The following is a 21,741-nucleotide window of genomic DNA, read 5'->3' on the forward strand; positions in this document are numbered from 1 at the left end:
ATTTTTCACGCAGATTAACACAAATTTGAGCAGATCAGATTAGATTTTAATTGTTGATTGAAAAACGATTCAACGAATAACCGATTAAACGGTTAAACAAATTAAAAAAATGAAACCATTAGAAGATTATTTAATTGTAGATTTCAGTCAGTTTCTTTCGGGGCCTTCAGCGAGTCTGCGTCTTGCCGATTTGGGTGCGCGCGTAATAAAAATTGAAAAACCGGGAACAGGAGACATCTGCAGAACCTTATATACTTCAGACTTGATTATGAACGGCGAATCGTCTGTTTTTCATACCATCAACAGAAACAAAGAATCGTTTGCGATTGATTTTAAGCAACCAGAGGAACTTCAAAAATTAAAAAAATTATTAGCTAAAGCGGATGTTGTAATGCACAATTTCAGACCTGGAGTTATGGAACGCATTGGTTTGAGTTATGAGGAAGTAAAAAGCATTAATCCTAATGTGATTTACGGCTCAATCTCTGGTTTTGGTGAACATCCAGATTTGAAAGATTTACCGGGTCAGGATTTACTTTTGCAATCTTTAACGGCTTTGACGTGGTTAAGCGGCAATCAGGAAGACGGTCCAGTGCCCATGGGGTTATCGATTGTAGACATGCTTGCAGGTGCTCATTTGGCGCAGGGAATTTTAGCCGCTTTATACCGAAAAGCGACTCACGATATTGGCGCACAAGTTCAGGTAAGTATGCTGGAATCGGCTTTTGATTTTCAGTTTGAAACAATTACTACATTTTTTAATGATGGAGGTGAATTGCCTGTTCGTACCAAAACCAATAATGCACATGCATATCTAGGTGCGCCATACGGAATTTACAAAACCAAAAACGGTTATTTAGCCCTTGCAATGGGTTCTATTCCTGTTTTGGCTTCATTGTTAAAATGTGATGCTTTACTGGCTTTTCCAGAAAATAAATTTACCCTTAGAGACGACATCAAAAATATTTTAGCCGATCATTTACAAACTCAAGAAACGCAATTCTGGTTAGATATTTTAGAACCCGCAGACATTTGGTGCGCAGGAGTTTTGAACTATCAACAGCTTTTTGCAGAAGACGGATTCAAGGTTTTGAATTTCACTCAGCAAGTCGAAATGCTTGATGGCTACAGCTACAAAACAACCCGCTGTCCGATCAAAATTGATGGTGAATATCTGACTTCCGGCAAAGGTTCGCCAAAACTAGGTCAGGATAACGAACGAATTATTAAAGAATTTATAGACTGCTGATGGAAAAAATTAGAATCGCCGTTCGAAAATTCGATCCGTTCGAAAGCACACTTCAAAAGCTTTGGGATGCCTTTTGCCTTCAAAATAATATTGAAATTGAAGCCGAAATGATTCCGTTAGAACTTCATGATTTGTACGAAACCACAATTACAAAAAAGGGTTTAAAAGAAGGGAAATGGGATATTGCGCACCTAAATACCGATTGGATTTATGATGCTGTGCACGAAAAAGCGGTTCTTGATTTATATTCATTTATAGCAGAAAATCCGCCAGAAAATTATCCTTACGGTTGGCATAAATCACTTTTGCACTTACAGCAATTGGATAATGGAACTTTTGGACTTCCTTTTCACGACGGTCCTGAATGTCTGATTTACAGAAAGGATTTATTCGAAAACGAAACTGAGAAAGAGAATTTTAAAAAACAATTTGGTTACGAACTTTCGACACCAAAAACTTGGCAGGAATTTACAGAAATTGCTACTTTTTTTAATCGTCCAGAACAAAATTTATACGGCTGTATTTTTGCCAATTATCCTGACGGACATAATATGGTTTTTGACTTCTGCCTGCAGTTATGGACGCGCGGAGGATCTTTAATCAACAATAAAAATCAAATCTGCATTAATAGCGAAGCAGGAATTGAGGCTTTGGATTTTTATAGAAAAATAGTGAATAACAAAAATGCTGTTCATCCGAAATCTAGAGAATTTGGTTCGGTTGAAGCGGGTTTGGCTTTCGCCGAAGGACAAGCGGCAATGGCGATCAACTGGTTCGGATTTGCTTCAATGGCTGAAGTAATTGAAGAATCGAAAGTGAAAGGGAAAATCGATATTACTTCTCTCCCATCCGATTCAGGTCACAAAACAGCTTCTTTGAACGTGTATTGGTTATACACAATTGGTTCAGGAAGTAAACATAAAAAACTGGCTTATGATTTTTTACGATTTGCAACAACTGCCGAAAGCGACAAATTATTGACGACTGAAGGCGGCATTGGATGTAGGAAATCAACTTGGAAAAATGAAGAAATCAATACGTTGATTCCTTTTTATCATAAATTGGAAATGCTGCACGAAAATGCTTTGACTTTGCCACAAACGCCAATCTGGCCAAAAGTGTGTGAGTTTATCGATCATATGGTTTTGAAAGCAATCAATAGTGATATTCCTTCAGCACAATTATTAGAAGAAACACAGATTAATATTCAAAAAATAGAATAAAAAACTTTGTCAAAGTTTGAAATTTTGACAAAGTTGAAATTAACATAAAATATTTACAAAATGAATATTCCATATAAACCATTACTTCCCGAAACAGAACAGCCAATCGTTATTATCGGAGCCAGCGGTATCGTAAAAGATGCGCATCTTCCTGCTTATGAAATGGCTGGTTTTAAAGTTTTTGGTATTACCAACAGAACAATTTCTAAAGCATACGATTTACAGAAAGAATTTAAAATTGATCATGTTTTTGAAAGTGTTGCCGATGCGGTTAAAAATGCGCCTTCAAACGCCGTTTATGATATTACGGTTTTACCTGATCAATACATCGAAATTTTAGAACAATTGCCAGATGGTGCTGCGGTTTTGATCCAGAAACCAATGGGAAATGATTTGGCTCAGGCACGCGAGATTGTAGCAGTTTGTGAAAGAAAAAATCTGGTTGCTGCGATTAATTTTCAGCTTCGTTTTTCGTCTTTTGTAAGTGCTGCAAGGTATTTGATTAATGAAGGAATTATTGGCGAATTGTACGATCTTGAATTCAAAGTGACTGTAAATACACCTTGGGAATTGTTTCCTTTAATTAAAGAACATCCAAGATTGGAAATTCTTTTTCATAGTGTGCATTACATCGATTGTATTCGTTCGTTCTTAGGAAATCCGAAAGGTGTTTATGCAAAAACGGCTAAACATCCACTTAAAAAATTATCATCGAGCCGATCAACTATTATTTTAGATTATGACGAAAACAAACATGTTGTAATCAATACTAATCACGATCATCATTTTGGACCAAAACACGAAGAAAGTTACATTAAATGGGAAGGAACAAAAGGTGCCATTAAAGCTAAAATGGGCTTGTTGATGAATTATCCTGACGGTCTTCCAGACGTTTTTGAATATGCTCTTGCGAAAAAAGATAACGAAAACGAATACGAATGGACAGAAGTTAAACTAGAAGGTTCGTGGTTTCCTGAAGCTTTTATTGGTGCAATGTCAAATCTAATGCGCTACAAAGAAGGTTCTGACTCTATATTATCCGCAAGCGTTCAGGATGTTTTAGGCACAATGAAAGTGGTAGAAGCATGTTACGAAAGCAGTAAAAACGGCGCTATTTCTTTTGATGAAGTGTAAATAAAACACTATATTTCAAAACCAAAAAAAACAAAAATTTAATTCCTCTTCCAAACAAGTCTCATTTGACATTTATTTGAAAGAGCGAACGAATAAAAGAATTTAACTTATGTACTTTAAATCCACTTTTTTCGAAGATTATACGATCGACGACAAACGAGTAACTGTAGGCAGAACGATAACAGAAACTGATTTTGTAGTTCATGCTGGACATACCGGAGATTTCTTCCCGCACCACATGGATGAAGAATGGTGTAAAACACAACCTTTCGGACAACGAATTGCACACGGAACAATGATTTTCAGCATTGGTATCGGCTTGACCGCATCAGAAATAAATCCAGAAGCGTTTTCAAGAGGTTACGATAAAATGCGCTTTGTAAAGCCTGTTCATATTGGCGACACTATTCATTCTGAAATCACTATTTCTGAAAAAGGCGAAGCAAAAAATCCAGAAATGGGAGCGGTAACAGAACATGTTGAGATTATTAATCAACGTGGAGAGGTGGTTCTCGTTTGTGATCATCTTTTATTTGTGAAAAGAAAATAATTTCCCTTCAAGGGACAAAGGTTCAAAGGTGCAGAGGAACAGAGGTTTCTTCACTTTGAACCTTTGTTGCTTTGAACCTTTGAACCTAAAAAAAACAACTTAAACTATCAACGAATGCAAATTACAAACCAAGCCGGCGATCAACACGAAGTGCCGACAGAAGGCGGAAAAGGAAATCAATATCTTTTGCCTTTTATTTTAGTTACCTGCCTATTTTTTCTATGGGGAATGGCCCACAACTTAGATTCAGTTTTGATTCCACACTTGAAGAAAGCATGCGAATTAAACAATCGCCAATCTACTCTTATTGATACTTCTGTATTCTTCGCTTATTTTATAATGGCAATTCCGGCTGGAATGCTGATTAAGAGATTTGGTTATAAAAATAGTATTATTACTGGATTATTAGTTTTTGCTATTGGAGCATTTCTGTTTGTTCCTGCTGCTAATACCAGAACTTACGAATTATTTTTATTTGCACTTTTTGTAATTGGATGTGGCTTAACAATTTTAGAAACAAGTGCAAACCCATACGCAGCAATTTTAGGGCCAGCTGAGTCTTCTTCAAAACGATTGAATTTAGCCGCTTCTTTCAACGGATTAGCTGCAATGGTCGCTCCTATTGTAGGTTCGCTATTTATTCTTTCGGGAACGAATCATACACCAGAACAAATGGCAGCAATGCCGGAAGCAGAAAAAGCGGCTTATTTATTAGGCGAAGCGGCTTCTGTAAAAATGCCTTATATTGTTTTGGGAAGTATCTTGGTTTTGGTTGCGATTATATTTTATTTCGTTCAATTGCCTTCAATGAAAGCAACTCACACAGAAGCTGAAATTAAACCTGGTTTTTTCTCTGTTTTAAGATTCAGACATTTAAGCTGGGGAGTTGTTGCTCAGTTTTTCTATGTGGGTGCACAGGTTTGTATTACTAGTTTCTTTATTAGAATTGCTCAGCAAGGCGCTGGATTAGATGAAAAAACAGCTGGATATTATTTAGGGATTTATGGTTTCCTTTTTATGGCTGGACGTTTTATTGGTACTTTCTTTTTACGTTTTGTAAAAGATTATGTGCTGCTTTCTATCTATTGTGTAATGAGTGCTATTCTTTGTCTGGTTGCTATTTACGGTTCTGGAATTGTGGTAATTTACGCATTGGGCGGAATCGGATTCTTTATGTCAATTATGTTCCCGACTATTTTCTCTTTAGGAATTAAAGGCTTAAAATCAAATACAGAAACGGGTTCTTCTTGGCTGGTAATGTCAATTGTCGGCGGTGCTATTATTCCGTACGGAATGGGAACTTTGATCGATATGAATCATGATGATATTCAGTCAGGATATATTATTCCACTGGTTTGTTTCTTAATAATTCTTTCTTTTGGTACTATTGGTCACAAAGTGAAAACGGTTTCAGAATAGTTTTTTTGTCATAGATTATTTGGGTTATTTTTTTTAGCCACGAATTACACAAATTGGCACTAATTTTATTTTAATAAAATATTTACATATCAATTGCCTCCTGCTTTAGCTAGAGGTTTTTTGTTTATAGCAACCAAAAGGCTTTAGCCAAACTAAGCGCAAAGTTTGGCTAAAGCCAATAAATTCAGAAGCTTTTAACCTCCAGCTAAAGCTGGAGGCAATTCATTAATATTTTTTAAAACTCAAGAAACAAAAACGCCTCCAATTGGAGGCGCTTTCTTTCAGTCATGTTTTTATTAACGGTGATTCCCGTTTGAATGATTGTGATCGTGTTTTTTGTCTGACTGTTTTCTATCGTTGTTATTTCCTCTGTTGTCCGATTTATTATGTCCTTTTCCGTTATTGCTTTTTACTGGTTTTTCTCCTCTATTTTTTTGAGCTTTTCCAACATAACCTTTTGGATAAGCTTTTCTGTGTTTTGTGTGATAATTATAAGGCGAATTTCCTTTGTAATCTGTCAAAACTACTTTGTAGCCTGAATACAAATCATAGTTTCTGTATCTTGACGGAAGTCTTTTTTCACTAGTCCATTTGCCGCTATTTTCATAGATAAACAGACTTTGGTCTATATCATAATACACATCGATATCTGGCAGGTAATAATAACGGCTGTCGTCATAACCTTGTGGTCCCCAACTTGGAGGTGTTCCAATATTTACATTGATTGAAACTTGCGCCTGAGCGAAAAATACACTCATAAAAAGCACTGAGGCGAATACTAATTTTTTCATGTCTTTTAGATTTAAATTATTAATTTTAGTAGATATGAATCTAAAGTAATGCCAATGTTGGCATGCTTTCGAATCGATTATACAGAAACCCGAAACTAATCGACGAAAACTACTTTTTAACCGATATAGACAAATCTATTTTAACCTAATTATTTCTCACAGATCTTTGTATAATAAATTGAAAATTTATCTGCTTAATCTTTGTGAAATTGAATCTTCACGGTAATTTTTTCCCGCAGATTTTGCAGATTTTGCGGATTTTTTATTCTAATAATTTAAAAACCATCTGCTAAATCTGCTAATCTGCGAGAGGTATTTTTTTACGCTAAATGTTTCACGCAGATTTTACAGATTTCAAAAAATCAAATAAATCTGCCAAAATCCTCTTGAATCTGCGTGAAACAACAATATAAACATGATTTTCAACCTGAAACCTGAAACAAAAAATTTTCAACCTAAAACAAAAAAAAAGCGCCTCACAGGAAAGAGGCGCTTTTCGTATTAACAATTTTAATTAATAGTGACTGCTTAAAATCAATTCGGATTAAGAATTTATTTCCAACCGCCACCTAACGCACGGTACAAATCTACTACAGCTTGCAGCTTTTGTAGATTATCGTTTACGCCGCTCAACTGTGCTGCTAATAAATTTTGCTGCGAAGTCAATACGTCTGTGTAATTGGTCGCTGAGCTATATTCTAAAAGCTGCTCTGTATAATCGACTGCTTTTTCTAAAGCTGCTATTTGTTTAGCTCTTGAGTCTTCTTTCGCAACAGCCATTTCGTACGAATACAAGGCATTAGAAACTTCCTGACCTGCCGTTAAAAGGCTTTGCTGGAAATTATTGTACGCTTGTAATTGTTGTGACTGCGCTGTTGTAAGTCTTAATTTATTTCTTCCTTGATTAAAAATCGGCTGTGTTAATCCGCCAATGATAGAATAGAAGATCGAATTAGTAAAAAAATCTTTTAATTCTAAATTCGAAAATCCGCCGCTTGCTGTCAAAGTTAAACTTGGATAAAAATAGGTTTTAGCCAAATTGGTACTTTCAAAAGCAACTCTGAAATTAAATTCCGCTTGACGGACATCTGGACGATTTTCTAATAATTGCGACGGCATTCCGATGGCAATGTTTTCTGGAATAATCTGCGTTCCTAATTCTCCTCTTTCGATTGGTCCCGAAGCTTGTCCTAATAAAATATTGATCGCATTTTCTGTTTCACGAATGCTTTGTTTTAAATCTGGAATCAAAACTTCTGCTGCATGCTGATTGGCTTCACTCTGAACAACAGCCGCTCCGGTTACAATTGCCCCTTCCTTTAAATCTTTAATCGTTTCAACATTTTTGATACGGGTTTCTAACGTTTCTTGCGTAATTTTTAACTGTTTATCATACGCTAAAAGAAGAAAATAATTATTCGCAATATCTGAAATCAATTGTGTCTGAACAGCTTGTTTTGCAGCATCTGTTGCTAGATAACTCGCTAAAGCCGCTCTTTTAGAACTGCTTAATTTCCCCCAGATATCAGCTTCCCAAGAAGTGCTTAAACCTAACTTATACGTTGTGGTTAATGTATTGATATTGATTCCCGCCGGAAAGTTCAATCCTGCTTCTGACTGTTTTGTGTGTGTTGCGCTTGCATCCAATTGTAAAGTAGGATAATAAGCTAATTTACTTTGACGTAACGAAGCTCTGGCTTGTACAATATTTTCAATTGCATTTTTAAGATTCAGATTCTGATCTAAACCTTTTTGAATTAAAGCATTCAATTTTTCATCTTTAAAAACACTCTGCCAAGGCATATCGGCAATTGTAGTCGTATCAGATGAATTTTGATCACGATACAACTGGTCGGTTTTTAAGGTCGTGGGGCGTTCGTATTTACTGGTAACGGAACACGCACTTACAAGAGCGGCCGTTACTAACAGTAAAATATATTTATTTGAACTATGAGTCATTTTTTCTTAATTAAATTATTACTCTTTATGAGCTTCTAGTAACTGAATTTCGTCTTCATCGTCATCTTCATCATCGTAACCATCTTTTGCTGGTCCGCTTACTTTTTCCTGTAAATTCTGGAAAATGATAAACAATACCGGAATTACAAAAACTCCCAAAATGGTTCCGATTAACATTCCTCCTACAGCTCCTGTTCCAATCGATTTATTTCCGACAGCTCCCGCTCCACTAGCAAACATCAACGGTACTAATCCTAAAATAAAGGCGAATGAGGTCATCAAAATTGGTCGTAAACGAGCAACGGCTCCTTCAATTGCTGCTTGTACAATCGGCAGACCTTTTCTTCTTCTGTCTAAGGCAAATTCGACAATCAAAATACCATTCTTCGCCAGAAGTCCGATTAACATGATTAAGGAAATCTGCAAGTAAATGTTACTATTCAATTTGAAAATAATCGAGAACAAATATGCTCCTGCTAGTCCAAACGGAATTGAGAATAATACTGCGAAAGGCAAGATGTAACTTTCGTATTGAGCACTTAACAAGAAGTAAACGAAAACCAGACACAGAATGAAAATGAAAATCGTTTCACCTCCAGAAGCCAATTCCTCACGTGTTAAACCTGAGAATTCATATCCATAACCCGCTGGAAGATTTTCTGCCGCTACTTCCTGAATTGCTTTAATGGCATCTCCTGAACTAAATCCTGGATTTGGCGCTCCTGTAATAGAAATCGACGTAAATAAGTTAAATCTAGAAATCGATTCTGGTCCAAAAACCCTTGTCATTTTTACAAACTCCGTAATTGGCGCCATTGTTCCTGAACTGTTGCGGACAAAGATTTTATTTAAACCTTCTGTATTTGCTCTAAACTCTGGAGCAGCCTGAACCATTACACGATATTGTTTTCCGAATTTATTGAAGTTCGAAGCATACAATCCTCCATAATAACCTTGCATGGTAGATAAGATCGTGTTTACAGAAACTCCTGCATCTTTAGCTTTCGCTAAATTAACATCCATCATATATTGAGGGAAACCTGGATTAAATGGTGTTGTCGCGTATTGAATTTCTGGACGTTCTGATAATTTTGCTAAAAACTCCTGATTAACTTTAAAGAATTCAGCCGTTGTATGACCTCCTTTATCTTGTAATTGAAATTCGAATCCACCACTTTGCCCAAAACCTTGAATGGTTGGAGGCGAAATAAAGAAAATACTGGCTTCGCGAATACCACTTGTTTTAGCAAAAAGTTGTCCAATAACATCATCAACACTCAAATCACGTTCGTTCCAAGATTTCAATTTTACAATTACCATACTGTAGGCACTACCTGCACCTGCCGTAAAGTTTTGTCCCACAATACGAAGCGTATTTTTTACACCCGGAATCGTTTTGGCAATACTATCTACTCTTTTAGCAATTATGTCAGAACGCTCCATAGAAGCTGACGGCGGTAAACTAATGTTGGCAAAAACAGTTCCTTGATCTTCCGCAGGTACGAAAGCTGACGGAGTCGTTTTCATCATATAAAATAAAGCCAGACCAGCAATCAAAATTGAGGCTAAAACAATCCATTTTTTGATAGAAAGAAATTCAACCGAACGTTTATATCTTCCCGTAACATTGTCAAAAGCAACGTTAAATGAGGTATAAAATCTTTGAAGAAAACTTTTGTGTTTGTGATCGTCTGCGTGAGGTTTTAATAATAAAGCACATAACGCCGGACTCAATGTCAAGGCATTTACTGCCGAAAGAATAATCGCAACGGCTAGTGTAATACCAAACTGCTTATAGAAAACCCCAGTAGATCCCGTGATAAAAGTTACCGGAATAAAAACGGCTGCCATTACTAATGTAATCGAAATAATCGCACCCGAAATTTCGTCCATCGCATGAATAGTCGCTTTTTTAGCCGATTTATAACCGTGATCGAGTTTGGCGTGTACAGCCTCCACAACCACAATCGCATCATCGACCACAATACCAATAGCCAGAACCATCGCAAAAAGCGTTAATAAGTTGATCGTAAATCCGAATAAATTCAGAAAGAAAAACGTCCCCACAATCGCAACTGGAACTGCAATGGCCGGAATTAATGTCGATCTAAAATCCTGAAGGAATATAAATACTACGATGAAAACCAGAATAAAAGCTTCGATCAACGTATGAATTACTTTTTCAATAGAAGCGTCTAAGTTTTCGTTAACATCCACCATAATGGTGTATTTCATTCCTTTAGGGAAGTTTTTCGCCGCTTCTTCAATTAATTTTTTAGAATTGATAATTACATCACGTGCATTAGATCCCGGCGTCTGGCTGATTGCCATCGCTGCAGATTCTACACCGTTTGTTTTAATCGTTGAAGCATAACTAAGAGAGCCTAACTCTACTTTTGCAACGTCTTTTAAACGCAGCATTTGTCCGTTTCCAACCGATTTAATGATGATATCACCAAATTCTTTTTCGCTTGCTAAACGTCCTTTGTATTTAATTACATATTGAAAAGCCTGATTTCCGTTTTCACCGAATTTACCTGGTGCAGCTTCAATATTTTGTTCAGCTAAAGCTGCCGAAATATCACTTGGAATCAGTTTGTATTGCTGCATTATGTCTGGTTTCAGCCAGATTCTCATCGAATAATCTTTGGCACCAAAAACGGTTACATCACCTACTCCAACTACACGCTGAATCTGAGGTACAAGATTGATCTTAGCATAATTTTGAAGGAAAGTCTGATCGTACGCTTTATCATCACTGTATAAAGAGAAAATCAATAAGTTACTACTCTGACTTTTCGTAACCGTAACACCCGCCTGAGTTACCTCTACAGGTAATAAACTTGTCGCTCTAGAAACCCTGTTCTGAACGTTTACCGCTGCTAAGTCTGGGTTTGTTCCTACCTTGAAGAAAATTTTGATAGAAGCATTTCCGTCATTTGTTGCTGTAGAAGTCATGTAGGTCATGTTTTCTACACCATTAATTTGTTCCTCCAACGGAATTACGATACTTTTAAGTACCACGTCGGCATTGGCTCCTGTATAACTTGCCGAAACGTTTACGGTTGGCGGCGCAATATCGGGATATTGAGAGATAGGCAGTTCTATCAAACCTAAAACTCCTAGGATGACAATAATAACAGAGATTACTGTCGAAAGTACAGGTCGTTGTATGAATATTTTAAACATTTTTTCTTATTTTAAATCGGCGTATACAGTTGCTGCGCTTACATTATTGGCTTTAATTTGAGAACCGTCTTTTAGAGAAGCTACTCCTTCTAATACAATCTGATCTCCAGCTTTTAAACCGCTTGTTATGACATAATAATTACCAGCGTTATTCTCAAGTTTAGTGATATTTACGTTTTGAGTTTTTCCATCTTTTCCAACAATAACTGCGAATGTTTTGTCTTGAAGTTCAAAAGTCGCACTTTGAGGTACAATTAAACCTTGATTTACTTGTTGTGGAATTCTTACTGTAGTGCTGCTTCCACTTCTGATAACTCCTTTTGGATTTGGGAAACGTGCTCTGATATTTACTGTTCCTGTTTCCGTATTGATTAATCCGTTTACGGTTTCAATTCTACCTTTTTCTCCGTAAGTTGTTCCGTCAGAAAGAACTAGGATTACTTCTGGCATTTTTTTGATTTTTTGTGCTAAAGATGCGCTTTGATTTTCCTGAGTGAAGTTTAAAAGCATTTTTTCATTCATAGCAAAATATGCATATACATTTCCGATACTAGAAACAGTTGTCATTGGTTCAGTTGTATTAGAACTTACTAAACTTCCTAAACGGAAAGGAATCGAACCAACAACTCCATTTACTGGGCTTGTTACCGTTGTATAGCCTAAATTAACTTTTGCATTAACTAAAGCTGCATTTGCCTGCGCTAAATTGGCCATTGCTGACTCATAAGTATATTGAGCAGATTCTAAATCGTATTTACTGATAATTCCTTTTTCTACTAAAGGTTTCACTTTATTTACTGCCAGTTTCGCTGTACTTACTTCTGCCTGAGCACTTTTAATACTTGCAGATGCTGTACGAACTTGCTGCTCGTATTCTGGAGCAGAAATTTTAAACAAAGGCTGTCCGGCTTTCACGACTGCACCTTCATCAACAAAAATTTTGTCGATATAGCCCTCAACTCTTGGACGTATTTCAATATTTTGCTGTCCCTGAATACTCGCTGGGAAGTCTGTATATAAAGTTGCCGATTCTGGCTGTAAGATCAGAGTCTTATATTCTTTTATTTGCGGTGCTCCTCCGGCTTGTGCCGATTTATCATCTTTTTTACCACAAGATGCGATAACAATTGATGCTGCGAGAATGCTTAAAAATGACTGCTTATTCATTGTGAAAAATGTGTAATTATCGATTATATGATGACAAAAGAAATAAAATAAAAGGTACGAAATTTTTTCAATAGACGAAGAGCAACAAATAATCGATAAAGACAACTTAACACACGATGGACTTTTTCTAAATATTAAACAAGTGTTTAATATTGTCCCGTCGGCTCTAATTTGCTTTTTAAAGACTCTAAAACCCGTTTGAGCGATTGCTCTTAAATCGTATGTAAATAAAATGTAATATTGCCTTTATAAATCACAAATTACAATGTCAATAAACTTTTTTAGACCCTATTTATTTACCGGAGTACACATTCTGGGATGGTTTTTATTGGGGTATTTAATGCTGTTTTACATTCCGTTAACTTGGAAAGTAGAATTACCTTCCGCATTTTGGCTTTGGCAGAGCATTATATTGTTTCTTTTGATTGTTTTGTTTTATTCGACAGCAAAAATTATTGTTCCAAAAACAATTATTAAAGACAATACTTCTCCCTTTTTGCTTTGGGCATTTTTGTCTACTTTAACAATGCAGCTTATCGCCTATTTTTATACTTCACAAACCGATCTTCATAATCAAATCAGCAAAGCAATTGGTTTTACTAAATACAAAAATCCTTATTTTGACAACTACGTTTTTACGTTGACTTTATTGGTTTTAGGAATAAGCACGAGCTGGGCGATGCTTCAATATTGGCAGAAAGCAGCACAACACAAACAAAAGCTCGAACAAGATAAAACGATGGCCGAATTGGCGATGTTGAAAGCACAGATTAATCCGCATTTTTTCTTTAATTCTTTAAATAGTATTTACTCGCTTACTTATACTAATATTGAAGATTCCAGAAATGCGCTTCATACCTTAAGTCGAATGATGCGTTATCTTTTGTACAGCACCGAAGGCGAACGAACGACTTTACTGAAAGAAGTAGAATTCTTAAAAGATTTCATCGCTTTAATGAAACTTCGCGCCAACAGCAAATTAACAATCACCACTGAGATTCCAGAAAAACTGCACGATTATCCAATTGTACCAATGTTATTGTTACCTTTAGTAGAAAATGCTTTTAAACACGGCGTTCATGCTACAGATAAAAGCGAGATTTTTATCAAACTTTCTCAAAATGGTGCTGATTTAGAGTTTGAAGTTGAGAATACTTTCTTCGAAAAAACTACGGTTTCTACTGAAGGCGGTATTGGTTTAACGAACACTAAAAGAAGATTACATCTTATTTATCCCAATCATCATTTAATGAATTTTGGCGTTACCAAAGATGGAAAATATAGCATAAAACTAAAAATAACTTTAGAGCAATGACGGTATTAAAATGTATAGCGGTTGACGATGAACCATTGGCACTAAAACTGGTAGAAACTTTTATACATCAGACGCCATTTTTAGAATTAATAACTACCTGCGACAATGCGGTAGACGCAATGAGTATTATTCGCGATAAACAGCCGGACATTGTTTTTCTAGATATTAATATGCCCAACCTAACAGGAATGGAACTGGCAAGACTTTTACAAGACCAGCCTGGTCCGCTGCCAAAAATTGTTTTTACTACCGCTTACAATCACTATGCTATTGAAGGTTATCGCGTAAATGCTGTAGATTATCTTTTGAAACCTTTTAGTTATGAAGAATTTCTTCGCGCTTCTAACAAGGTTTTACAATTATCTGAAGAAGCAAACAATCAATTTCAGAGTATTACGGTTGAAGATGAATTTATCTTTTTGAAAGTGGAATACCAATGGGTCCGTATTTCTTTAAAAGATATTACTTATATCGAAAGTTTAAAAGATTACGTAAAAGTACATCTCGAGGATTCGCAGAAAGCATTATTGTCTCTTATATCATTAAAAGCTTTAGAAGAAAAACTTCCGTCCTCAAAGTTTATGCGTGTACATCGTTCTTTTATTGTTGCTTTAGATAAAATAAGCGCTATCAGTAAAAACTCCATTTTCATAGATAAAATAGAAATTACTGTGGGCGAACAATATAAAGAAGCCTTTAAAATTATGGTTGATAAATGGCTGAAATAAAATAGAATTACAAAAATCATGGAAAAAAAATCAAACAAATATTACCTTACTTTAAGTTTGAAGGAATATGCAAATGGCGAAACACAGCCAGCAAAAGAACTCGGAATCCAATTTGATAATCACGACGAGATTTTCGGAATTATTGAACGAATCAAAGAAAAAAACATTTTTGCAGATGAATCTGAAGCGGTTCAATTTGCTTTGGGATTGAAATTATTCAGCGAAATCAAATTAAAAAACCGAAAAAATCCTCTTTTTGAAGAATTAAACGAAGTTTTTCCTGTTTTTATGAAAAAACTGAAAAGCTTATAAAAATCTCTTTAAATACAAGACCTTAGGCTGATTTTCATTAAAAGTCAATACGTTAAATTTTTCCCAAGAAAATAATAATACATTTCTTACTGGCAATATTTTATCACAATTCTTCGTTCCAAACAAAGCATGTCTACTAAGTGCGTTCCAAATTCGATTTAACCTACTTCAGATTTTTTTCTGTTTAAGGCGATCAAAAAATGTACTTAGCCGATCTTCATTGAATGTACAACAGGAGAATTTCATTAAACAAAAACTTTCATTTTAGTGTCTCTCTAAAAAATACTATTCACTTTCGATCTAATTCGATAATGCAAAAAACCTATTTTTTAACCACTAAAACGAAAGTATTATGATAATCAGAAAAAGTATTTTTTTACTCGCCGGAATCATCGCTCTAAGCAGCTGTTCTAATAATGATCCAGAAGGCGATCCAGAAGTTGGCACAACCGGACCACCAGTAGAAACAAATCCAGCAAACACCACTTATAAGCCAGCATTTGAAGGGCAAACACGCGCAGGAAGCATCCAGACAACAACCGAAATCCAATCTAAAATTATCACCAGCGGTTTAAGCGCTCCTTGGGGCGTTGCTTATCTTCCTGACGGACGTCTTTTGGTTACTGAAAAAGGAGGCACAATGAAAATTGTAACACAAGCCGGCGTTGTTGGAAGTGCTATAACAGGAATTCCTGCCGTAAATCCAGGATCTCAAGGCGGTTTATTAGGTCTTTGTCTAGATCCTGCTTTTGAAACAAACCGAATGATTTATTGGGTATTTGCTGAAGCTGTGGCAGGTGGTAATATTACCGCTGTAGCGAAAGGAAGACTGGCAAACAACGATGCGTCTATTGAAAATGCAACTGTAATTTACCGTTCGAATACGCCAAATGCCAGCACATTACATTACGGAGGAAGAGTTTTATTTGATAAAACTGGAAACTTAATTGTAAGTATTGGAGAGCGTTCTGTTATAGAAACGCGTCCTTTGGCTCAAGCTGTAAACAGTAGTTTAGGAAAAATTGTCCGCATTACTACTAGCGGTCAATCTGCACCTGGAAATCCGAGTTTTACTGCTGCAGGAGCTTTACCAGAACTTTATACAATAGGACATAGAAATCCGCAGGGATTGGCAATTCATCCTACTACAGGAGAAATCTGGCAAAGTGAACATGGACCAAGAGGTGGTGATGAAATTAACCGACTTACTGCTGGAAAAAATTATGGATGGCCAACTATTACGTACGGGATTGAGTATGCCGGTCCAAAAATTGGAGATGGTATTACACAAAAAGAAGGTCTGGAACAACCTGTATATTACTGGGATCCAGTAGTGTCTCCAAGCGGTATGACATTTTATGCCGGAAAACGAGTTCCAGAGTGGCAGAACAATTTATTTATAGGTTCACTAAGCGCTACGCATATTGTTCGTTTAGCCTTTAAAGACAATAAAGTAGCTGGCGAAGAAAGATTATTAGCTAGTGAAGGTCAAAGATTTAGAGATATCACACAAGGAAAAGATGAAGCATTATACGCCGTTACCGACCAAGGAAGACTTTATAGAATAGACAAAAAGTAAACTTGTTCACTTATATTAGCCAAAAACGCCCCAATTATGGGGCGTTTCGTATTTTATTAATTGTTGGTTTTTGTTTCAGGTTTCAAGTTTCAAGTTTCACGTTTTATTGCGTTACGTTAACTTGAAACTTGAAACTTGAAACCTGAAACTAAAAAACCAAAAAAATTAAGCTTTTGCTTTTCTTTTTACTGTACAGCCAATTTCTTTAGTTTGTGTAACTGCTGGTTTTTGACCGCTTTTTAATGACGCAATTACTTCTTCTGCATATTTTGTTTTCTGCGCATTATTTCCTTCTGGATCATTATCAATTGCTCCAACATATTCTACCACATTCCCTTTTGAAGTTTTAGAAACGATAAAGATGTGCGGTGTACGTTTTGCTCCATAAGCATCTGTAATTTTTTGTCCTGGATCAAATAAATATGGGAAAGGATATTTTTTGTCTTTTGCCAAATCCTGCATTTTCGCAAAAGTATCTGCAGTAGAAGCTTCTGGATCATTTGGATTAATAGCAATTACTGGATATCCTTGTGGTCTGAATTTTTTATCCAATTCGATAATTCTTTGCTCATAACCAATTGCATACGGGCAGGTGTTACAGGTGAAAACAACGATATAGCCTTTTGCATCTTTAAAAGTTCCAAAAGAAACTTCTTTGTTGTCTATATTTTTCAATTTAAAGTCTGGCGCTGTGTCGCCTGCTTTTAGGGTTACTGCGTTTTGAGCTTGTGCTAAAAAGGCAGAAAATGCTAATGCTAGTAATAAGATTATCTTTTTCATAATGTTTTACAGTTTTTTATATTCAGTTAATAATTGTTCGTAGGTAAATTCGCTTTCGACAAATTTTCGTTTATCATTTTTGATAAAAAGTGTCGCTGGAATACTTCCAGACCAGCTTGGATCAATTCGATCTATAAATTCTTGCGGATTGCTTTCATTCAAAAGAAAAACTTCATTTTTTAGATTTTTTCTTTTTACAAACGGAATTACGTTCGATTCCAGTTTCGATTTAAAATCTAGACTTACTAATAAAACAGCCAGTTTTTCTGATTTATATTCTGCTCCTAATTTTTCAAAATGCGGTAATTCTTTGATGCATGGCGCACACCACGTTGCCCAAAAATTGACAACATAAGTACTGTCTTTTCCGTTTTTGATTCTCTCTTTAAGCTGATCAATATTTATCAGTTTAACATTCTGATTGTATCCTTTTACCGAAAAAAGCAAAAATAGAAGAAAGGAAATTTTTAAAAGTTTATTTTTCATAGACCTTTTTGATCTTAAAATTAATTTGTTTCTTACAAATATAAACTAATGTCAAATTAGTTTTTGTTAATGAAAATTTAATCTAAAATAATTTGTAATTGAATTAATCAACAATAAACCTCTTTGGGTATCCTTGTATTTTTTCGACTTCAAAATATTCATCAAAATCTTCAACTTGATTACTTTCAAAATAAGAATTTAATTGAGAAAGAAAGCTTTCGAGGTTTGGAGCTATAACATCTCTGTCATTGTCTGCATGCCAAAATTCAATAATCTGTCCCGAATTTCCTGTAAAAGTTCCTTCGCCATCATAGCAAATGTAATCTCCTCCTCCATTATGAAACAATGGAATCCATTTGGCATTCCACCAATTTTCAATTTCAAAATCAAATCCAATCATTGAAGTATTTTCAGAAGCAATATCAAGAGCTTCATCCAGAGGAATGAACATCGAATTATTTACAAAAGATTCAAAATTATTGGCTTCTTGTCCATTTTTCCATTTATAAAGTGCTTTTAGATCTTCTGGTAAAATGACATTGTATTTCTTTTCGAGAGCTTCGATGTCTGCATTGTTTAATGGTTCCTGTAAGGTTTTATAAAATTCCGGTCTTAAAGAAGACAAATTTTGATCTAGTTTTTGAAGTATACTTTCCATGTTTCTTTTTATTAACTCGTTTCTAATCCGCAATACACATTTGAAAAATCTTTTTTAGCAAGATCACTTTTATGAATCACAAAATAAATTTCTCCTGCATCCCAAAAAGAAAATCCAGGATTATTGTCACTGCTTACACGCAATAGCACCATCCATTCTTCTGGTTTTCCTTTGAGTGTGTTTACTGCTTCTATTTCGGGCGAATCATGCTGTTTAAAAACATAACTATTACTTCCGTGAGAAGATTTTGTGTCGAAAGGCGAAAGTGCTTCCTGAAGCGCCTCGGTTTCATCGTATTTCTCTTCTAATTCCTTTAATTCTGGTGCGATGTTTTCGTAGTAATGTTCATCATTATAAAACGATGGAAGACTAACACATTTTGCCGAATCAGCCTTAAATGGACTAAAAATACCGGCTTCATCATAGATAAACTCTTCATCGATATTCAATTCTTTTGCTGACTTTAAATGATCCGTTTCTCCATCATAATAAATAACTTTCGGAGCAAAATCCTGCTGATCTTCAATAAAGAAATAAAGTATTCCTGTACGAGGTAAATAATCCTGTAAACTGGTTATAGAGGCACAATTAATCTGAGCAATAAACTGATATCCTTTTTTCTCTTCATCAATTGTTACCGTCGGATAATTTACATTTGCAGGTAAATCAGGAAGTCCACCAAATCGGGTATTCCCAAGTTCATCATAAGCATCAGGAATTGTCGTAACAAAATTTACGGCATGACGCGCAATTTTAGAAACTCCATTTTCATATTCCTGAAAGTCGGTTTTTTTAATAGCTTTTTGAAGGTTTGAATTTAAATCCGAATCGTTTCGTGCATAAAATATTTGATCATCATAAGGTATCACACCACTATTATCTGCGCCTTTATAGGTATAATCCAGTAAAATCATTTTCTTTTCCAATTCTAAATCGAGTTCTGGAATATTTTCAAGCCCCGAAGGAAGTGATTTAAGTGGATTATTTTTAATATGTAATTTTCTGAGATTCTTTAGTTGGGTATATGAATTCGGAATATCCGTAAGCTGATTTCCGTCTAAATGCAAAACCTCCAAATTTTCAGGTATTGACTTAGGAGCGGATTCCAAATTGTTATTTTCAAGATAACAAAATTTAAGTTTTGAAAGATACTGCAATGTGTACGGATGAATTCCTTCGACTTTACTTCCCGTTAGTAATAAATGTTCTAATTCACGAAGATCCCCTATCCATTCTGGGAATTTTGTAACGGCTGAAATCCCCCAAAGATGCAGACTTTTTAAATTCTTAATATACTTGATTGGTGTTGGTATTTCAGTAAACGCTTCGGCTTCTTTACTGTTATTTGTAAACTGAATTGAAAGGTTTTCTAAATTAATTAATGAATGAAGTTCTTCTCGTAATTCAATTGGATCTGGATCTTTTAATTTCAATTGACGAACAATTTTTGGCGATACTTTTTCCAATTCTTTTAGCAACGTAAAATCATACTTTTCCCATTCTAATTCTTCTACATTTATTTTTTTAGCCAAACTTATCTTGTATCTTTTAGGATCCCATTTATCTTCGAGATAACCAGTTAATCCTACCCATCCTTCTTTTAGAGTAACATGACCAGTAAAAGCAATCAAATAATTAAAACCTCTATCCCATAAATAATGATTATAACTTTCGTCCCTGCCTTTTTCAAACGGAATAACACCAGTTGGAATTCCTTGGTTATAAATCTGAGCAAGAGAAAAATTTAATGCTACTGCCCCGTTATACGAATCTATTATATAACCATGTTTTTTCTCATCAAATTCAGGAATAATTCCTTCTAGATTAACATACAAAGTTCCATTTACAGAAGCACTGCATTCTGGTAAAAACTGCAATTCGATGTCATCTATTATCCAATATTCTTTGCCGTCTTCCGGAATAGAAAATTCTTGTATAATTGGAGGAATGTCGTTTTCTTCTTCATCATCAAAATCTAAATTTTTATCTGATTCTGTGTGATAATAAAGATCAAGTAAAAACTGAGGAAGTTTATTTATTGCTTCTTTAGGATTTCCAAAATATTCAAGACTTTTCCATATTTCTTCAAAAAGAGGTTCATAAAAATCTCTGTTTTTTATTTTACAATCGCCTTTAAAAATATAACAAAATTCATCGCTTATTTGGACAATTGCATAATAATAAAAGAGACCATCGTTTGATTTCAACAACTGAATATTTGATGTATGACCTGCTAATTGAATTTCTTTTTCCTCTATCAGCTTCGTTTCTTGGTCTTCGTGTTTACAAGATTCCCAGTAGCGTAAAACAAGTGTCTCTCCAGTAAATTCATTAAAAAATGCTACAGGAATAAGCGTTGTCGTTGCATACGATAAATAATCACTCTTGGGCAGTTCGTGAGCTGCTCGAATGCTTTCCCAAACCACCTGCATATTGGTGTAAACAGAAGGAATTAAAAGAGAAAATGTTTCGGTTTCAAATTTTTGATTTTCCATAAAAAGTGTATTTTGGCTTATATTAATAATTTAAAAAAATCAGTTATTCCAGCGTAATCAGAATTTTATTTAGTGTTATTACATCTTCTTTATAACGCGGATAATCTGTTATATTTCTAATGCTATGATTTTGATTGTTGGTTAAACCAATTCCTAGTGTTTCTTCAAATGACGATTCCATAACCAAACCATTTAAAATACAATCTGCGATATATTCTGAATGGTTTTCAAATTTTGGAATTAAGTTTAAATTCTTGATTATAAAAGGTTTTAAAATGGCTTTTTGATCTGCTGTTATTCCCGCCATTGGAAGAAAAAGAAGAAATAAATTTGGATATTTTTCAAAAGCCAATAATTCTTCTAATGTAAAAAACCAAGCTTCAAAATGACCGCCAAGATTACCAATGTAAATATCGTTTAGAAAAAAATTGATTTCATATTCTGCAAATTCAACAGCAAAATTCAGATTATCAGTTATTTGTCCAGTTACATATTTTGGGTTTTCTTCGATGTCATCGTGATTAAAAAATTCCCTTTCCCAATGATAAAAATCAGTTTCATTGGTTTCTACGACTTCTACAGCTTCATCAATATTTTTTTCTTCTTTTTCATCATAACCTCTAAACCAGCACAAATAAAATTTCCAAAAGAATGTATTATTGCTTAGTTCTTGAATTGGTATCTCTAAATTCATTTTCCTTTGATTT

Annotated in this window: 18 protein-coding genes; 9 read left to right on the forward strand and 9 right to left on the reverse strand. The window is 35.0% G+C overall.

What is annotated here, in order from left to right; genetic code table 11:
* Nucleotides 1-109 precede the first annotated feature (109 nt).
* The 5 genes from ACFSC2_RS17715 (at nt 110) to fucP (ending at nt 5,575) form a co-directional block, all read left to right on the forward strand.
* On the forward strand, nt 110-1,249 hold the full coding sequence (locus ACFSC2_RS17715) for a CaiB/BaiF CoA transferase family protein (RefSeq protein WP_379815671.1): 1,140 nt from the start codon (nt 110-112) through the stop codon (nt 1,247-1,249).
* On the forward strand, nt 1,249-2,472 hold the full coding sequence (locus ACFSC2_RS17720; RefSeq protein WP_379815672.1) for an extracellular solute-binding protein: 1,224 nt from the start codon (nt 1,249-1,251) through the stop codon (nt 2,470-2,472). Before ACFSC2_RS17715 ends, ACFSC2_RS17720 begins: the two co-directional genes overlap by 1 nt.
* Before the next feature lie 60 nt (nt 2,473-2,532).
* Nucleotides 2,533-3,606 (forward strand): Gfo/Idh/MocA family protein, encoded by a 1,074-nt coding sequence (locus ACFSC2_RS17725; RefSeq protein WP_379815673.1) that lies wholly within the window; start codon nt 2,533-2,535, stop codon nt 3,604-3,606.
* Between the two features lie 109 nt (nt 3,607-3,715).
* Nucleotides 3,716-4,156 carry a MaoC/PaaZ C-terminal domain-containing protein gene (locus ACFSC2_RS17730; protein ID WP_379815674.1) on the forward strand — a complete coding sequence of 147 codons (441 nt, stop codon included), beginning with the start codon at nt 3,716-3,718 and terminating at the stop codon, nt 4,154-4,156.
* A gap of 114 nt (nt 4,157-4,270) precedes the next feature.
* Nucleotides 4,271-5,575, forward strand: a complete 1,305-nt coding sequence (fucP, locus tag ACFSC2_RS17735; RefSeq protein WP_379815675.1) for an L-fucose:H+ symporter permease — start codon at nt 4,271-4,273, stop codon at nt 5,573-5,575.
* Nucleotides 5,576-5,871: 296 nt separating this feature from the next.
* On the opposite strand, the gene ACFSC2_RS17740 is transcribed toward fucP, so the two are convergent.
* The 4 genes from ACFSC2_RS17740 to ACFSC2_RS17755 all read right to left on the reverse strand — a co-directional run bounded on the left by ACFSC2_RS17740 (nt 5,872) and on the right by ACFSC2_RS17755 (nt 12,681).
* A complete protein-coding gene (locus ACFSC2_RS17740) occupies nt 5,872-6,366 on the reverse strand; it encodes a hypothetical protein (RefSeq protein ID WP_379815676.1) in 495 nt (164 codons plus the stop codon).
* A gap of 552 nt (nt 6,367-6,918) precedes the next feature.
* On the reverse strand, nt 6,919-8,325 hold the full coding sequence (locus ACFSC2_RS17745; protein WP_379815677.1) for an efflux transporter outer membrane subunit: 1,407 nt from the start codon (nt 8,323-8,325) through the stop codon (nt 6,919-6,921).
* Between the two features lie 18 nt (nt 8,326-8,343).
* Entirely contained in the window at nt 8,344-11,514 is a 3,171-nt protein-coding gene (locus ACFSC2_RS17750; RefSeq protein ID WP_379815678.1) for an efflux RND transporter permease subunit, read from the reverse strand.
* 6 nt (nt 11,515-11,520) lie between these two features.
* Nucleotides 11,521-12,681 (reverse strand): efflux RND transporter periplasmic adaptor subunit, encoded by a 1,161-nt coding sequence (locus ACFSC2_RS17755; RefSeq protein ID WP_379815679.1) that lies wholly within the window; start codon nt 12,679-12,681, stop codon nt 11,521-11,523.
* A 265-nt stretch (nt 12,682-12,946) separates the two neighbouring features.
* Between ACFSC2_RS17755 and ACFSC2_RS17760 the strand changes: the two genes are divergently transcribed.
* The 4 genes from ACFSC2_RS17760 (at nt 12,947) to ACFSC2_RS17775 (ending at nt 16,615) form a co-directional block, all read left to right on the forward strand.
* Nucleotides 12,947-13,996: a sensor histidine kinase gene (locus tag ACFSC2_RS17760; protein WP_379815680.1), complete on the forward strand. Its 1,050-nt coding sequence runs from the start codon at nt 12,947-12,949 to the stop codon at nt 13,994-13,996.
* Nucleotides 13,993-14,724 carry a LytR/AlgR family response regulator transcription factor gene (locus tag ACFSC2_RS17765; RefSeq protein WP_379815681.1) on the forward strand — a complete coding sequence of 244 codons (732 nt, stop codon included), beginning with the start codon at nt 13,993-13,995 and terminating at the stop codon, nt 14,722-14,724. The genes ACFSC2_RS17760 and ACFSC2_RS17765 overlap by 4 nt, the downstream gene beginning before the upstream one ends.
* A gap of 18 nt (nt 14,725-14,742) precedes the next feature.
* Nucleotides 14,743-15,036, forward strand: a complete 294-nt coding sequence (locus tag ACFSC2_RS17770) for a DUF3861 domain-containing protein (RefSeq protein ID WP_379815682.1) — start codon at nt 14,743-14,745, stop codon at nt 15,034-15,036.
* A 352-nt stretch (nt 15,037-15,388) separates the two neighbouring features.
* A complete protein-coding gene (locus tag ACFSC2_RS17775) occupies nt 15,389-16,615 on the forward strand; it encodes a PQQ-dependent sugar dehydrogenase (RefSeq protein WP_379815683.1) in 1,227 nt (408 codons plus the stop codon).
* Between the two features lie 165 nt (nt 16,616-16,780).
* Here ACFSC2_RS17775 and ACFSC2_RS17780 read toward each other — a convergent pair whose 3' ends face one another.
* The 5 genes from ACFSC2_RS17780 to ACFSC2_RS17800 form a co-directional block, all read right to left on the reverse strand.
* Nucleotides 16,781-17,395 (reverse strand): thioredoxin family protein, encoded by a 615-nt coding sequence (locus ACFSC2_RS17780; RefSeq protein ID WP_379815684.1) that lies wholly within the window; start codon nt 17,393-17,395, stop codon nt 16,781-16,783.
* A gap of 6 nt (nt 17,396-17,401) precedes the next feature.
* On the reverse strand, nt 17,402-17,881 hold the full coding sequence (locus ACFSC2_RS17785; RefSeq protein ID WP_379815685.1) for a TlpA family protein disulfide reductase: 480 nt from the start codon (nt 17,879-17,881) through the stop codon (nt 17,402-17,404).
* Between the two features lie 103 nt (nt 17,882-17,984).
* The gene (locus ACFSC2_RS17790; RefSeq protein WP_379815686.1) at nt 17,985-18,539 is read right to left on the reverse strand and encodes an SMI1/KNR4 family protein; all 555 of its coding nucleotides are present in this window, start codon (nt 18,537-18,539) and stop codon (nt 17,985-17,987) included.
* An 11-nt stretch (nt 18,540-18,550) separates the two neighbouring features.
* Nucleotides 18,551-21,034 carry a DUF1963 domain-containing protein gene (locus tag ACFSC2_RS17795; protein WP_379815687.1) on the reverse strand — a complete coding sequence of 828 codons (2,484 nt, stop codon included), beginning with the start codon at nt 21,032-21,034 and terminating at the stop codon, nt 18,551-18,553.
* 43 nt (nt 21,035-21,077) lie between these two features.
* Nucleotides 21,078-21,728 (reverse strand): Imm19 family immunity protein, encoded by a 651-nt coding sequence (locus ACFSC2_RS17800; protein ID WP_379815688.1) that lies wholly within the window; start codon nt 21,726-21,728, stop codon nt 21,078-21,080.
* Nucleotides 21,729-21,741 lie beyond the last annotated feature (13 nt).

It is taken from the genome of Flavobacterium artemisiae, assembly GCF_042678225.1.
Classification (GTDB): domain Bacteria; phylum Bacteroidota; class Bacteroidia; order Flavobacteriales; family Flavobacteriaceae; genus Flavobacterium; species Flavobacterium artemisiae.